This window comes from Gilliamella bombicola (genome assembly GCF_900094945.1).
GTDB classification, from domain to species: domain Bacteria; phylum Pseudomonadota; class Gammaproteobacteria; order Enterobacterales; family Orbaceae; genus Gilliamella; species Gilliamella bombicola.
Genome location: NZ_FMAQ01000003.1, coordinates 186,182 through 201,140, shown reverse-complemented (window position 1 = coordinate 201,140; position 14,959 = coordinate 186,182). Strand labels below are relative to the sequence as shown.

The 14,959-nt window shown below is 35.3% G+C and carries 13 protein-coding genes, 1 tRNA gene and 1 other RNA gene; 13 read left to right on the top strand and 2 right to left on the bottom strand.

Annotated features, from left to right (window positions below):
• Window positions 1-16 precede the first annotated feature (16 nt).
• On the top strand, window positions 17-721 hold the full coding sequence (locus tag GA0061081_RS04775; protein ID WP_091347575.1) for a DedA family protein: 705 nt from the start codon (window positions 17-19) through the stop codon (window positions 719-721).
• A gap of 1 nt (window position 722) precedes the next feature.
• Here GA0061081_RS04775 and rnpB read toward each other — a convergent pair.
• An RNA gene (gene rnpB / locus GA0061081_RS04770) (RNase P RNA component class A) lies at window positions 723-1,109 on the bottom strand.
• A 173-nt stretch (window positions 1,110-1,282) separates the two neighbouring features.
• Entirely contained in the window at window positions 1,283-1,645 is a 363-nt protein-coding gene (bamE, locus tag GA0061081_RS04765) for an outer membrane protein assembly factor BamE domain-containing protein (protein WP_167349304.1), read from the bottom strand.
• A gap of 402 nt (window positions 1,646-2,047) precedes the next feature.
• Here bamE and proQ point away from each other — a divergent pair, with 402 nt between their 5' ends.
• The 12 genes from proQ (at window position 2,048) to GA0061081_RS04710 (ending at window position 14,815) form a co-directional block, all read left to right on the top strand.
• Window positions 2,048-2,596 (top strand): RNA chaperone ProQ, encoded by a 549-nt coding sequence (gene proQ, locus GA0061081_RS04760; protein ID WP_091347570.1) that lies wholly within the window; start codon window positions 2,048-2,050, stop codon window positions 2,594-2,596.
• A 9-nt stretch (window positions 2,597-2,605) separates the two neighbouring features.
• Complete coding sequence (gene prc, locus GA0061081_RS04755) at window positions 2,606-4,687, top strand: carboxy terminal-processing peptidase (protein WP_091347568.1); 2,082 nt, start codon at window positions 2,606-2,608, stop codon at window positions 4,685-4,687.
• A 24-nt stretch (window positions 4,688-4,711) separates the two neighbouring features.
• A complete protein-coding gene (cydH, locus tag GA0061081_RS11320; RefSeq protein ID WP_141683339.1) occupies window positions 4,712-4,801 on the top strand; it encodes a cytochrome bd-I oxidase subunit CydH in 90 nt (29 codons plus the stop codon).
• Between the two features lie 71 nt (window positions 4,802-4,872).
• Window positions 4,873-4,960 (top strand) — tRNA-Ser (locus tag GA0061081_RS04750).
• A gap of 147 nt (window positions 4,961-5,107) precedes the next feature.
• Window positions 5,108-6,001 carry a 50S ribosomal protein L3 N(5)-glutamine methyltransferase gene (gene prmB / locus GA0061081_RS04745; protein ID WP_091347566.1) on the top strand — a complete coding sequence of 298 codons (894 nt, stop codon included), beginning with the start codon at window positions 5,108-5,110 and terminating at the stop codon, window positions 5,999-6,001.
• A 30-nt stretch (window positions 6,002-6,031) separates the two neighbouring features.
• Window positions 6,032-7,105, top strand: a complete 1,074-nt coding sequence (gene aroC / locus GA0061081_RS04740; protein ID WP_091347564.1) for a chorismate synthase — start codon at window positions 6,032-6,034, stop codon at window positions 7,103-7,105.
• Window positions 7,102-7,854, top strand: coding sequence for a TSUP family transporter (locus GA0061081_RS04735; RefSeq protein WP_091347561.1), 753 nt, complete (start codon window positions 7,102-7,104; stop codon window positions 7,852-7,854). The genes aroC and GA0061081_RS04735 overlap by 4 nt, the downstream gene beginning before the upstream one ends.
• 193 nt (window positions 7,855-8,047) lie before the next feature.
• Window positions 8,048-8,971: a LysR family transcriptional regulator gene (locus tag GA0061081_RS04730; RefSeq protein ID WP_091347558.1), complete on the top strand. Its 924-nt coding sequence runs from the start codon at window positions 8,048-8,050 to the stop codon at window positions 8,969-8,971.
• A gap of 148 nt (window positions 8,972-9,119) precedes the next feature.
• Entirely contained in the window at window positions 9,120-9,389 is a 270-nt protein-coding gene (rpsO, locus tag GA0061081_RS04725) for a 30S ribosomal protein S15 (RefSeq protein WP_085164450.1), read from the top strand.
• A 307-nt stretch (window positions 9,390-9,696) separates the two neighbouring features.
• Complete coding sequence (gene pnp, locus GA0061081_RS04720; protein ID WP_091347555.1) at window positions 9,697-11,811, top strand: polyribonucleotide nucleotidyltransferase; 2,115 nt, start codon at window positions 9,697-9,699, stop codon at window positions 11,809-11,811.
• A 26-nt stretch (window positions 11,812-11,837) separates the two neighbouring features.
• A complete protein-coding gene (nlpI, locus tag GA0061081_RS04715) occupies window positions 11,838-12,698 on the top strand; it encodes a lipoprotein NlpI (RefSeq protein ID WP_167349303.1) in 861 nt (286 codons plus the stop codon).
• 350 nt (window positions 12,699-13,048) lie between these two features.
• Window positions 13,049-14,815 carry a DEAD/DEAH family ATP-dependent RNA helicase gene (locus GA0061081_RS04710; protein WP_091347550.1) on the top strand — a complete coding sequence of 589 codons (1,767 nt, stop codon included), beginning with the start codon at window positions 13,049-13,051 and terminating at the stop codon, window positions 14,813-14,815.
• Window positions 14,816-14,959: the final 144 nt, after the last annotated feature.

Genomic DNA, 14,959 nt, shown 5'->3' with positions numbered 1-14,959 from the left:
TAGGATTTCAAAATAGATGGAAACAATCATTACACTTTATCATGCATTTATTAATTTGGATATTGCAACGCTCTCAAATCCTAATGTACTATGGACTCTATATGGCATGTTGTTTGTTATTATCCTTTTAGAAAATGGCGTCTTACCCGCAGCTTTTTTACCTGGAGACAGCCTATTATTCTTAACAGGTGTATTAATTAGTCAAAATGTATTTCATTTTGGTTTAATTAATCTTATTTTGATTGCTGGTGCAGCTTTAGGAACTTGGTTAGGTTATGCACAAGGTTTGTGGCTTGGTAATACTAAGCTTGTACAAGGTTGGATGGCACACATACCGGAAAAGTACCATCATAAATCAGAACTATTATTCCATAAGTATGGATTACAAGCGTTATTTATTGGGCGATTTATTGCTTTTGTACGTACATTATTACCAATGATGGCAGGGTTATCGGGACTACATAGTCGAAAATTCCATATCTATAATCTAATCAGCGCGACATTATGGATCTTTTTGATTGTGACATTAGGTTATTTATTTGGATTATCGCCAATTTTTAAAGAATACGAAAAACAGATCATGTCTATTCTGATGCTAATACCAGTTTTTTTATTAGTATTAGGATTGATATTTTCAATTTATCTTGCTGTTAAACGCTCATTAAGTAATAAAAAGCAATCTAAAGCTATATCAAAAAATAATAAAAAGAATAATAAGTAGAAAGTGAAATTAACCGATAAGCCGGGTTCTGTCGTGGACAATCATTCCTCTAGGCTAATACTCACGTATTAGCTCAAGCAGTCTACCCGGATTCAACGCGGGCCACGTCAATGAATCCCTATTTGACCTTGCTCCGAGTGGAGTTTACCGTGCCACAACTGTTACCAGTTGTGCGGTGCGCTCTTACCGCACCCTTTCACCCTTACCTGATCTTATATAATAAGCCATTGGCGGTATACTCTCTGTTGCACTAGTCGTGAATGTTTGCTCTCGCAAAACATCCCCCAGGCGTTACCTGGCACTCTGCCCTATGGAGCCCGGACTTTCCTCCCCTTCGTTTATCTCCTCTAATAAAGAATAACAAAGCAGCGATTGTCTGGTTAATTTCGTTGACAAGTATAACTTAAAGCACAATTTTGTCCAGAACTGTATGAGCATTAGAGAATAGATGAATGATGTTTAAACGTTTTTAAGGTAAATAGAATTAGATAATAAAGATTAGACATAAAATGAAAAGCACATCTTGATGATGTGCTATAAAATAATATTACTTTAATTTGATTACCATTTTTTTTGTTTTTGATTTTCGTCATAATTAAACCAAGTTACAACGCCTTTAGAAATAATAATATCTAGCTTTCCTTCAAGGATATTGTATTGTGTTTCACCAATTAACATATGACTGGTTGAGCTTTTTTTAGTGTATTGGTATGTCCACTGTGTTTCGTTATTATTAAGGATTTTTTTAGTTGTAGGTTCTCCAAATATAGATAAGATTTGAGATTCAGTGGATGAACCTTCAACAATTTTGCTTACTTTTTCGTTATTAAGAGGAGAGCCTTGTTCAATAAAATTTTTTTGTGCACATGCCGATAGGGCGAGTATAGAGCTTAGAATTACAAGAAATTTTTTTATATTTTTCATGGTATAGTTGCCTATTAGGTTATCAAAAATGTGAGTTGATAATATCATATGTTTGATAACGTTCAATATGCAGTAACTAAGATGCGATTAAAAAGATAATTTGGCTAATTGTTATGTCTTTCTTTTTTTGATACAGCATTTATATTTCATAATAGTCACCAGGTTTTATTTCTATTTTTTAATTCCTCTTAGTTTATAACCATAAGTATCTATGCTATGCTTTTCTAATAGTAAGAGCAGTAAGTTCAATATTTGATTGTATATTCTAATATAGAGTGTTTTTATAATAGTATTTAGGATGTTATAACAATTATTAATGAACGAAAAAAAGATAGTTAGTGTTATTATATAAGCTGCGATATACTTTAACGCTAGTAAAATTTAGTTGCTATGGGATAACCAATGGAAAATCAGTTTCAATTAACAAATAGTAAAGAGATTATTGCTTATTTAGCTCAACAATTCCCGAATTGTTTTACCCTTGAGGGTGAAGCAAAACCATTAAAGATTGGGATCTTTCAAGATATTATTTCGCGTCTAGACGGTTGTCAAATATTAAGTAAAACTAAACTTCGTATTGCATTACGTTCTTACACAATGAGTTGGCGTTACTTACATAGTATAAAAGAGGGTGCTAATCGTATTGATTTAGATGGCAACCCTAATGAAGTTATTAACCAAGAACAAATGGATCATGCTCAACAGCAATTAAAGGAGAGCAAAGAAAAGGCTAAAGAACGTTTTAAAGAACAAGCAAAAGAAAAACGTAAAACTACTCAACAGCCTTCGAAAAAAGTTAAACCTTTAAATAACGGTGATTTTGTTAAAGTTTTAGTAGGTAATAAACCTATAAAAGTACAAATTATCAATATTGAAAAAGATCATATTAAAGTAAAAATTGGTGCAGGTATGGAATTAACGGTTAAACCTGAATATATTATCAATAAATAGAGAATTTGAATGAATAAATTACTGAAAGGTATTATTACATTTAGCCTTGTTTTGTGTATTTTTTATCAAAACGCTCAGGCAAAAACACAAGATAAAGAACAGATACCTCTTTTAAAGCAAGATGAGATCCACCAAGTTGTTGCTAGGCGTGTGACAAATTTTTTTACTCAGTCACATTATCGTAATTTTGCTTTAGATGGTGCTTTTTCTTCGAAGATTTTTGATCGCTATTTCAAATTATTAGATAGCAATAAATCTTTATTTATTCAAAGTGATGTTGATAGCTTTCGAAATAGACAAGAATCTTTAGGTCAGGAATTAATTGATGGTAATCTAAAAACGGCTTATGACATCTATAATCTCTTTTTGCAAAAACGTTATAACCGTTATCAATACGCCCTTGAAGTTTTACAAAAACCAATGGATTTTTCTACTAACGATGAAGTTGATTTTAATCGTGAAGAAATTGCGTGGCCTACTTCTGAAACTGAACTAAATGTCTATTGGGATAAACGAGTTAAATATGACGAGTTGAATTTATCTTTATCTGGAAAAAATGAAAAAGAGATCCGTGAAATATTAACTAAACGTTATAATCGTGTTTTAAAAACAGTAATGCAATCAAATAACGAAGATGCCTTTCAAGTATTTATGAATGCATTTGCAAGAGAGATTGACCCCCACACCAGCTACTTAGCGCCACGTAAAAAACGAGATTTTGATTCTGAAATGAGTTTATCCTTTGAAGGTATTGGTGCAACATTAAGTCAGCAAGATGATTATACAGTGATTATGTCTTTTGTAACCGGTGGGCCTGCAGAAAAAAGTAAGCAACTTTCCGTAGGGGATAAAATTATTGGGGTAGGTCAAAGCAATTCTGCAATTGAAGACGTTATTGGTTGGCGTCTAGATGACATTGTCGATAAAATTCGTGGGCCGAAAGGCACTGTCGTGAAATTAGAAATTTTACCAGCGGGTAATAACAGTAAAGCAAAAGTTATCGAACTTACTCGTGATAAAATTCATTTTGAAGATCGTGAAGCAAAATTAAAAATTATTGATAATGAACGCGGTAAAGTAGGCGTTATTGAAATACCGAGTTTCTATATGGGATTAACCGAAAAAGTTGATTCACTCTTATCGAAAGCAAATAAAGAAAATTTGCAAGGGCTGGTTATTGATTTACGAGATAATGGTGGTGGTTCATTAGCCGAAGTTATTTCTTTAACTGGTTTATTTATTGATAGTGGACCGGTTGTTCAGGTGCGTGATAATTTACAAAAAGTCATCACTTATGATGACAAGAATAAAGGTATAGAGTACACAGGTCCGCTTGTTGTAATGGTTAATCGTTATAGCGCATCAGCATCAGAAATATTTTCTGCTGCCATGCAAGACTATGGGCGTGCATTAATTGTTGGTGAAACGACTTATGGGAAAGGAACTGTACAAACATCTCGTAACATTTCTTATCCGGTTGATGCAAGATTGCATCCAAATTGGCCTGAATTTGGTGGCGCTCAGTACACTATTCAGAAGTTTTATCGTATCAATGGTGGTAGTACTCAATTAAAAGGTGTTGAACCAGACATTGAAATGAATAATGTTAAATATGTCGATGAAACAGGTGAACGATTCTTAGACAATGCCTTGCCTTGGGATAAAATTGCTTCGGCTGATTATTTGACTCTTTTCAATATTAAGCCATTGCTACCTGATTTGGAATCACAACATTTGGCTAGAATTTCAAAAAATACTGAATTTATTTATATTGATGAAGATATTAAAACTTTTAATGACAAAAAAGATCATCAATATGTTGTTTCATTGAATAAGCAAAAAAGAGAAGCAGAACAAAAAACTAATGATGAACGTAGTTTAAAAAGAATGAATGAGCGTTTAAATAAAGCAGGTTTACCGTCGATCACTAAATTAGATGATTTACCTAAAGATTATAAGCAACCCGATGCTTATTTGGATGAGTCTATAGAGATACTTCTTGATTTTGCGCCTAAATATCCAAAAATTAGAGGTAGTAACTCTATTAATGGAGTTATTTCGCTCGATTTGCCAATCGAAAAAGCTAATTAATAAAAAATAATTGGAGATAATGAAATGTGTTCAAATTTAAAATATGCATTGATTACAACTGCCGGGGTATTAGCTGTTTTGGTAACATTTGGTATCATCGTTTGTATGAATTAAAAAAGCTTGATTAATTATCTTGTGATCATTATAGTATGCAGCCTGCTTGAAAAGGCAGGTGCTAATAATTAGGTGAGGTGTCCGAGTGGTTGAAGGAGCACGCCTGGAAAGTGTGTATACGGCAACGTATCAAGGGTTCGAATCCCTTCCTCACCGCCATAAATAGTTAGTCATTAAAGGGTAGAACATTAGGTTCAACGTTGCTGTTAGAAGCATACTGTCAAGATTACTCTAGCAAAACCTATTGAAGGCAGTTGCCTAAAATGACAAATAACACCTTCCTCTCCTAAAGCATTTGGAGTCATTATGGAAAACTTACGCACAGTTCAGGACTTTATACGTTGGACAGCATCGCAACTTAATCTATCAGATGTTTTTTTAGGACATGGTACAGATAATCCTATTGATGAATCTAAACAACTCATTTTAGCAACATTAGGTCTATCTTTGTTTATTCCTACGGAATTTTATTCGGCAAATCTGACTAATGATGAAAAAAATCAACTTTTTGATGTTATTCAAAAACGAATTAAAGATCGTGTACCAACCCCTTATTTAACTAATCAAGCTTGGTTTTGTGGCCATTCTTTTTATGTCGATGAACGTGTATTAATTCCTCGTTCTCCTATTGGTGAACTCATCAATAATCATTTTGAACAGATAATATTTACTGAGCCTAAAAATATTTTAGATTTGTGCACAGGCAGTGGTTGTATTGGTATTGCTTGTGCTTATGAGTTTGCTGATGCTCAGGTTGATATCACCGATATTTCATTAGAAGCATTAGATATTGCGCAAACAAATATTGAAATGCACGAAATGGATTTTCAAGTTACCCCTATTTTGTCAGATCTATTTAATGATGTGCCTGTAAAACAATATGATCTAATTGTCACAAATCCGCCTTACGTTGATAGTGAAGATATGAGTGATTTGCCAGATGAGTTTTTATATGAACCGAAATTAGCGTTAGAGGCGGGCTTTGATGGTTTAGATTTGGTAAAAACAATTTTACGAGATGCGATAGATTATTTAACTCCAGAGGGTGTATTAGTCTGTGAAGTCGGCAATAGCTGGATTAGCTTACAGCAACAATATCCAGATGTCCCATTTAATTGGATCGAATTTAAGCATGGTGGTCTGGGCGTGTTTGCGATCACTCGTGAAGAGTTAGTTCAATATCATGACTGTTTTAAATAAGCTGCTTTCAATAATTGGAATAAATTTATTATGGCTGGAAACTCAATCGGAAAATTATTTAAAGTGACCACATTTGGTGAGTCACACGGCATAGCATTAGGATGTGTTGTCGATGGCGTTCCTCCTGGACTTGCATTAACTGAATCAGATATGCAACATGATCTTGACCGCCGTCGACCGGGTTCATCTCGCTATACTACTCAGCGCCGAGAAGCCGACCAAGTTAAAATTTTATCTGGCGTATTTGAGGGTGTAACAACAGGTACAAGTATTGGATTACTTATTGAAAACACTGACCAACGTTCTCAAGATTATAGCAAAATTAAAGATATCTTTAGACCAAGCCATGCAGATTATACTTATCAAAATAAATATGGCATACGTGATTATCGTGGTGGAGGTCGTTCTTCTGCTCGTGAAACTGCCATGCGCGTTGCTGCTGGCGCGATTGCCAAAAAATATCTGCAAGAAAAACTTGGCATAACCATTCGTGGTTATTTGGCTCAGATGGGCGATGTAAAATGTGAATTAAAAGACTGGCAACAAGTTGAACAAAATCCATTTTTTTGTGCTGATGAAAGTAAATTAGAGGCGCTTGATCAGTTGCTCAGAACACTGAAAAAAGAGGGTGACTCAATTGGCGCTAAAGTTTGCATTGTTGCCGAAAATGTTCCAGTAGGACTTGGTGAACCTGTATTTGACAAATTAGATGCTGAACTTGCACATGCGTTAATGAGTATTAATGCGGTGAAAGGTGTTGAAATTGGTGATGGTTATGCAGTTGTTAATAAACGAGGTAGTGAAAATCGAGATGAAATAACTAAGCAAGGTTTTTTATCTAACCATGCTGGTGGTATTTTAGGGGGGATTAGCTCAGGACAAACGATATTAGCCAGTATCGCTTTAAAGCCAACCCCAAGTATTGAAATTGCAGGGCAATCAATCGATATTCATGGTGAAACCGTTGAAGTATCAACTCATGGTCGACATGATCCATGTGTAGGAATACGCGCCGTGCCCATCGCTGAAGCGATGGTTGCTATAGTGCTCATGGATCATTATCTTCGCTATCGCGCTCAATGTAATGATGTCAATACGCTATGAGTTATGAATTACTTATCTTACTGTTTATTATTGCTACTTTAGCAGGTTTTATTGATTCAATTGCTGGTGGCGGTGGTTTATTAACCGTTCCGGCTTTACTTGCTGTTGGACTGCCGCCAGCCAGTGCCTTGGCAACCAATAAATTACAAAGCTGTGGTGGTTCATTTTCAGCTAGTTTATATTTTATTCGTCAGCATATGGTGGATTTAAAACAGCAAAAATGGGCAATCATGTTTGCTTTTATCGGATCGGCAGTTGGAACGTTGTCGGTTATGCATGTCCAAGCTGATTTTTTAAAGCTATTACTACCTATTCTAACCATTGGCGTGGGACTTTATTTTTTGCTTTCTCCAACCATTGGTGAAAACGATCGTAAAAGTCGCTTTTCATTTATCCAATTTGCACTAATACCAGCTTTGGCAATTGGTTTTTATGATGGATTTTTTGGGCCTGGCGCGGGTTCATTTTATGCGTTAGCCTATATCACACTAGCTGGCTTTAATTTAACTAAAGCCACAGCACATACCAAAGTGTTAAACTTCACTTCAAATTTAGCCGGTTTACTGTTTTTTATTATTGGTGGCGAAGTGATATGGTCAATTGGACTTGTCATGCTAGTTGGTCAATTTATAGGTGCAAGACTTGGCGCTAAGATGGTCATTGCTAAAGGTCGCAAATTAATCAGACCAATGCTAATTACTGTTTCAACGCTTATGAGTATAAAATTAATTTACGAAAACTTCTTTTAATTGCTCACCATTTTAATCATTAATATTTGTTTTTCATCACTATTTTATAGCGCAACAAAATCGTTGTTAAAAACTTTCAGGAAAGCATGTGTTTGAGTATAAAAACGATAACAATTATTTACTTCACTTAAATATGATTTAGTATATATTTGTGTTAAGCAAGATAGTTTGTGTTAAGACATTAACTGATATTATGAAACTCCAACAACTACGATATATTTTAGAAATTGCACGTTCAGGCTCAATTAATGAGGCAGCTAAAAATTTGTATATTACACAACCGAGTTTATCTACGGCGGTAAAGGATTTAGAAGCTGAATTTGGTATTGAGATTTTTGTACGTACCTCCAAAGGCGTTTCACTTTCGACCGATGGTGTTGAGTTTTTAGGTTATGCTAAACAAGTTTTAGATCAGGCTGAGTTATTGCAACAGCACTATTCAAAAAAAGCACCATCTAAGCAGCTATGTAGTATATCTACCCAACATTATGCTTTTGCGGTCAATGCCTTTGTTAATCTAATTAAAAAAAATCATACAGATGAATACGAGTTTACACTCAGAGAAACAAGAACATACGATATTATTACCGATGTTGCTAATTTACGCAGTGAAGTTGGCATCTTATATTTGACTGATTTTAACCAAAAGGTAATTTTGCGATTACTGAAAGAACATCGATTGACCTTTAATCCACTTTTTGAAGCGCATCCTCATGTATTTATTAGTACTCATCATCCATTAGCGGAAATGAAGTCATTAACGTTAGATGATTTAGATGATTATCCTTATCTTTCTTTCGAGCAGGGTGAATATAACTCATTTTATTTTTCCGAAGAGATTTTAAGTACGGTTTATCATAAAAAAAGTATTCATGTTAGTGATAGGGCAACGTTATTTAATCTATTGCATGGACTTAATGGTTATACGATTAGCACAGGGGTTTTAAGTACCGATTTAAATGGTTCTGATATTTTATCAATCCCCTTAGATGTAGAAGAAAAAATTCTAATCGGTTGGATCACATCCCAAAAAGCTCAATTAAGTCTATCAGCTCAAAATTATATTGAAGAACTAAAAAAACTTATTCAAGAAGAATATGGTTTTGAACTCAAGTAGAACTTGCCGTTAACTAAACAAATCAAATTGCTATTTTAATAAATTTTAGTATAATTGGACAATTCATATTTTATAGTATGAATACTGAGGGATGTCTGAATTAGAGATCGGTCATTCCATATTTAATGTTAATTTTAAGAGGTTTATTATGTCTCTAACTGTAGAAACTAAAGCGAAAATCGTTGCTGAATATGGTCGTGGTACTAACGATACCGGTTCAACTGAAGTTCAAGTTGCTCTTTTAACTGCGCGTATTAATGATTTACAAGGTCATTTTTCTGAGCATAAAAAAGATCACCATAGTCGCCGTGGTTTGTTACGCATGGTGTCTAGCCGTCGTAAATTATTAGATTACTTACGTCGTAAAGATATCGAACGTTATAACCAACTGATTAAAAAACTAGGTTTGCGTCGCTAATTATCATCTACTTGAAAAGAGGCTTAGGCCTCTTTTTCGTTGTGAAAAATTTGCACTCTGATATAATACAGAGCTCAAAAAAATTAATATTTTATGTAAGTCAACAAAGTAAAGATTGTATCTCATGTTTCGCGCGACTAATGAGAGCTCTATAGTTTATAGATTTGTCATTAGTCGTGACAGTGAAATAATCTTTTTGTTGAATATATCCCCACATTGTTGAAGAGAGTATCAATAAGCGTAGTGTAGAACTGCGTCCTGTCGAAATATCAAACTTCAACATAACAAATAACAAGAGGACATTATTTTGTTTAATCCGACATATCAAAAATTTCAATATGGTCGTCATACTGTGACTTTAGAGACCGGTATTATGGCTCGTCAAGCAACTGCAGCTGTTATGGTTAATATGGATGATACTGCTGTATTTGTTACAGTTGTTGCTAATAAAAAAGTAAAAGAAGGTCAAGATTTTTTTCCGTTAACAGTTAATTACCAAGAACGTACTTATGCTGCAGGGCGTATTCCTGGAGGATTTTTTAAACGCGAAGGCCGTCCAAGTGAAGGCGAAACCCTAATTGCACGTTTAATTGACCGCCCACTTCGTCCATTATTCCCAGAAGGATTTGTTAATGAAATCCAAATTATTGCAACTGTTGTTTCAGTAAATCCTGATGTGAGCCCCGACTTAGTTGCTATGATCGGTGCTTCTGCTGCGCTTTGCTTATCTGGTGTACCATTCCACGGCCCTATTGGCGCTGCACGTGTCGGCTTTATTAATGATGAATTTGTCTTAAATCCATCAGTAAAAGAGCTTGCAACAAGTCGTTTAGATTTAGTTGTTGCAGGAACTAAAAGTGCAGTATTGATGGTTGAATCTGAAGCTGATCTACTGACTGAAGATCAAATGTTAGCCGCAGTGGTATTTGGTCATGAACAACAACAAGTTGTTATTGATAATATCAATGAATTTGTAGAAAAAGCCAATTGTGAAAAATGGGATTGGGTAGCGCCAGCTAAAAATGAAGCGCTATATAATACTATTGTTGAACTCGCTAAAGAGCGCCTAGGAGAGGCTTATCGTATCACTGAAAAACAAGCGCGCTATGCTCAAATTGATTTAATCAAAGAAGAAGTATTAGCAGCACTAAAAGAACAGAATGAAGAATTAGATGAAAACGAAGTTATCAATATCATCGTCGATTTAGAGAGCCAAATTGTCCGTAAGCGTGTCATTGCTGGTGAGCCACGTATTGATGGTCGCGAAAAGGATATGATTCGTGCGCTTGATATCCGTACAGGTGTTTTACCACGAACACATGGTAGTGCTTTGTTTACTCGTGGAGAAACCCAAGCATTAGTTACTGCAACTTTAGGGACAGAGCGTGATGCTCAGATTATTGATGAATTAACGGGTGAATATACTGAACGTTTCTTACTTCATTACAACTTTCCACCCTATTCTGTTGGTGAAACAGGCATGGTTGGGTCACCAAAACGTCGTGAAATTGGTCACGGTCGTTTGGCTAAACGTGGTGTTGCGGCAGTAATGCCAAGTCGTGAAGAATTTCCATACACTGTCCGAGTAGTATCAGAAATTACTGAGTCAAATGGCTCATCTTCAATGGCTTCTGTCTGTGGTGCTTCGCTGGCACTAATGGATGCTGGAGTACCAATTAAGTCATCCGTTGCTGGTATTGCAATGGGGTTGGTAAAAGAAGGCGACCAGTTTGTAGTATTGTCAGATATTCTTGGTGATGAAGACCACCTTGGTGATATGGACTTTAAAGTAGCGGGTACGCGCGAAGGTGTTAGCGCATTACAAATGGATATCAAAATTGAAGGTATCACTAAAGAAATTATGCAAGTGGCACTTAACCAAGCGAAAGGTGCACGTTTACACATTTTAGGTGTAATGGAACAAGCAATTAATAAACCTCGTCAAGAAATATCAGAATTTGCACCACGTATTTATACAATGAACGTAAATCCTGACAAAATCCGCGATATTATCGGTAAAGGTGGCGCAACAATTCGAGCCTTAACCGAAGAAACCGGAACAACCATTGAAATTACTGATGATGGTACAGTTAAGATTGCTGCTTCAGATGGTAATAAAGCGAAAGATGCTATGGCGCGTATTACTAACTTAGTTGCTGATGTCGAAATTGGTAAAATTTATACAGGAAAAGTAACTCGAATCGTTGATTTTGGTGCCTTTGTATCTGTTATTGGCGGGAAAGAAGGACTTGTCCATGTTTCTCAAATTGCTGATCATCGAGTAGAAAAAGTGGCTGATTATTTAAAAGTAGGTCAAGAAGTGAGTGTTAAAGTACTTGAAATTGATCGCCAAGGCAGAATCCGTTTGAGTATGAAAGATGCTGTTGAGCAGACAGTAGATGTCGCTCCAACAGCAGAATAAAAGTATTATTCACTAGGGGGATAAAAGTGGGATTATTCAACCTGAGAACTGTATACTGCTCTTTGCTAGCCGTTATTCTTTTGTCGGGTTGTTCTAACTCCCAGCCTTTGCTGGCTGTTCCTGAGCAAGTTTCATATGATGACGAATTAAAAATTGCTCAGATCAGCCAACAGTTATCACGAAAAGATCTTGATACTGTAACGCGAATGCAACTTATCTTTGAGCGTGGTATTGTTTACGATTCATTAGGTTTTAAAGCCTTTGCACAAAGTGATTTTTCTTATTTGTTAAATTTTAATCCAGAAATTCCAGATGTTTATAATTTTTTGGGAACTTATGCTCTCAGAGAAGGTAATTTTGATGAAGCTTTAACATCGTTTAATACGACCTTAGAGCTTGATCCTACTTATGCTTATGCTTACTTAAATCGTGCAATTACATTATATCGCACAGGGCATTATCAAGCTGCAGAGCGTGATGCACTACAGTTTTATCAATATGATGTGAACGAACCCATCAGAATTTTATGGCTTTATCTGATTGAAAAAGAAAATGATAATAAAGCTGCCCAAAATGAGCTACAAAAACGTTATGATTTGATTAATGATAAAACGGTTTATAGTGGTAATATTATTGCATTTTATCTAGGTAAAATAAACGAGTCTAGATTAATGCAGAACCTTCAACAGGGTGTTGAAAATAATCGGCAGTTAGCCGAGCGCCTTTGTGAAGCCTACTTTTACTTAGGTAAGTATTATCAAAGTAAAGGTGACAATGAGCGTGCCAAAATGTTATTTAAATATGCTTTAGCTAATAATATTTATAACTATGTTGAACATCAACAGGCACTCTATGAAATAAAGTTACTTGAAGAAAAAGAAAAGTAACAAGGGTCATGCCAGTTTTAAAAGTGAAAATATTGTTATAGCGTAGTTCTGATTTGCCAATAATATATTCTCAATATTTGATAATGTAGTTAGCTTTATCTTAGTTATATCAATTATCTTAAAATTTATGTTGTTTTATATCGGATAATTGTTGGGATAATATTGGCAGTTAGTTATTGGGGTGAGTTGTAAATTTTCAATTTAGTGAGCTGGCATAAATTTATATTTGCTTTCTTTATTTGGTTTAGCAAAAACAAGATATATTAAAATTGGTGTTAGTTAATAATCATCAATCTTTTTGTTAACTAAATAAGCAAGTTTATATATTCAAAATTTATAAGCGAGTTTACATGACAACAGAAGTTTCTTTTATTGATCTTGGTTTATCCGAGGATATTCTTAACGCATTAAATGATCTTGGTTTTAGCAAGCCATCACCAATCCAATCAGAGTGTATTCCTTTATTATTAAAGGGTAACGATGTATTGGGAATGGCACAAACGGGTAGCGGTAAAACTGCTGCTTTTTCAATCCCTTTTTTAATGAATATTGATGCAAACTTAAAAGCGCCACAACTTTTAGTTCTAGCACCAACGCGTGAATTGGCTATGCAAGTTGCAGATGCTTGTTCTGAATATTCAAAATATATGAAAGGGATAAAAGTACTAGCTTTATATGGCGGTCAGCGTTATGACGTGCAATTACGTGCTTTAAAACAAGGACCACAAATTGTTGTTGGTACACCAGGGCGTTTGCTTGATCACTTAAATCGTAAAACATTGGATCTTTCCAATTTGAAAGGTTTAGTGCTTGATGAAGCTGACGAAATGTTAAGAATGGGCTTTATTGATGATGTTGAAAGCATCATGGCAACCATTCCTGAAAATCACCAAACAGCGTTATTTTCGGCAACGATGCCAGCACCGATTCGTCGTATTACTAAACGATTTATGCACAATCCGAAAGAAGTTCAAATTAAAGGTACTAATCAAACGGCGCCTGATATTGACCAAAGTTATTGGCTTGTTCGCGGTATGCGTAAAAACGAAGCAATTGTTCGCTTTTTAGAAGCAGAAGATTTTGATGCTGCCATTATTTTTGTTAGAACAAAATCGGCTACTTTAGATGTGGCAGAAGTACTTGAAAAACATGGTTATAGTTGTGCTGCATTAAATGGCGATATGACACAACAATTGCGTGAACAGACATTAGATCGTTTACGTAATGGTCGTTTAGATATTTTAATTGCAACAGATGTTGCGGCTCGTGGTTTAGATGTTGAACGTATTAGCTTAGTGATTAACTATGACATTACATTGGATTCTGAATCTTATGTTCACCGTATTGGGCGTACAGGGCGAGCAGGACGTGCTGGTCGTGCTATTTTATTTGTTGATAGTCGTGAACGTCGTTTGCTTAAAAATATTGAGCAAACCATTAAAAAACCAATTCCAGAAGTTGGATTACCATCAAAAGAATTACTTGAAAAACGCCGTTTAGCTAAGTTTACTCAGCAAGTTCAGAAACAATTAGAAAGTAGTGATTTAGAACAATATCAAACCTTATTATCACAAATACAGGCTGATAGTGGTACTGATCTGGAAACATTAGCAACAGCATTATTAAAATTAGCTCAAGGCGAACGTCCACTCATTCTTCCACCTGATCCGGTATTTAAACCATCACGAGATACCCGTGATTTTGATGGTCGTGGAGGAGAACGTCGTTTACGCGGGGATAACCGTGAAACGCCAAAACGTCGTGAACGTCGTGATGTAGGCGACATGGATATGTATCGTATCGAAATTGGTAAAGAAAATGGTGTAGAAGTTCGTCATATCGTTGGCGCTATTGCAAATGAAGCAGATATTAGTAGTCGTTATATTGGTAATATTAAGCTTTATGAGACTTACTCTACTGTTGAATTGCCAAAAGGGATGCCAAAAGACATATTAAAACACTTTGAAAAAGTAAGAGTGCTTAATCAGCCAATGAAAATGAGTCTTGTTAGCGGAGCGGCCTCTGATGCTAAGCGAGGGCGTAAAAGCAACAAATTTGATGCATCAGATAAAGGGGGCGCTAAAAAACGCGGTCGCCCTTCAGCACCTAAATTTTAGTTTGACTAACCTTTGCCCAAGTGGCAAAGGTTTTTTTATTCATTTCATACGTATTATTACAGTTCCTTGCACTAGCGTCATATAATCAATGCTAATCAAATATTGGTTTTATTTAACTTGTAGTTATTCAAAAATAAAGGATTT

Excerpts from the sequence above, each read along its gene's own strand:
- GA0061081_RS04775 (WP_091347575.1), top strand. The coding sequence starts at position 17 with ATGGAAACAATCATTACACTTTATCATGCATTTATTAATTTGGATATT.
- bamE (WP_167349304.1), bottom strand. The coding sequence starts at position 1,645 with ATGAAAAATATAAAAAAATTTCTTGTAATTCTAAGCTCTATACTCGCC.
- proQ (WP_091347570.1), top strand. The coding sequence starts at position 2,048 with ATGGAAAATCAGTTTCAATTAACAAATAGTAAAGAGATTATTGCTTAT.
- prc (WP_091347568.1), top strand. The coding sequence starts at position 2,606 with ATGAATAAATTACTGAAAGGTATTATTACATTTAGCCTTGTTTTGTGT.
- cydH (WP_141683339.1), top strand. The coding sequence starts at position 4,712 with ATGTGTTCAAATTTAAAATATGCATTGATTACAACTGCCGGGGTATTA.
- prmB (WP_091347566.1), top strand. The coding sequence starts at position 5,108 with ATGGAAAACTTACGCACAGTTCAGGACTTTATACGTTGGACAGCATCG.
- aroC (WP_091347564.1), top strand. The coding sequence starts at position 6,032 with ATGGCTGGAAACTCAATCGGAAAATTATTTAAAGTGACCACATTTGGT.
- GA0061081_RS04735 (WP_091347561.1), top strand. The coding sequence starts at position 7,102 with ATGAGTTATGAATTACTTATCTTACTGTTTATTATTGCTACTTTAGCA.
- GA0061081_RS04730 (WP_091347558.1), top strand. The coding sequence starts at position 8,048 with ATGAAACTCCAACAACTACGATATATTTTAGAAATTGCACGTTCAGGC.
- rpsO (WP_085164450.1), top strand. The coding sequence starts at position 9,120 with ATGTCTCTAACTGTAGAAACTAAAGCGAAAATCGTTGCTGAATATGGT.
- GA0061081_RS04710 (WP_091347550.1), top strand. The coding sequence starts at position 13,049 with ATGACAACAGAAGTTTCTTTTATTGATCTTGGTTTATCCGAGGATATT.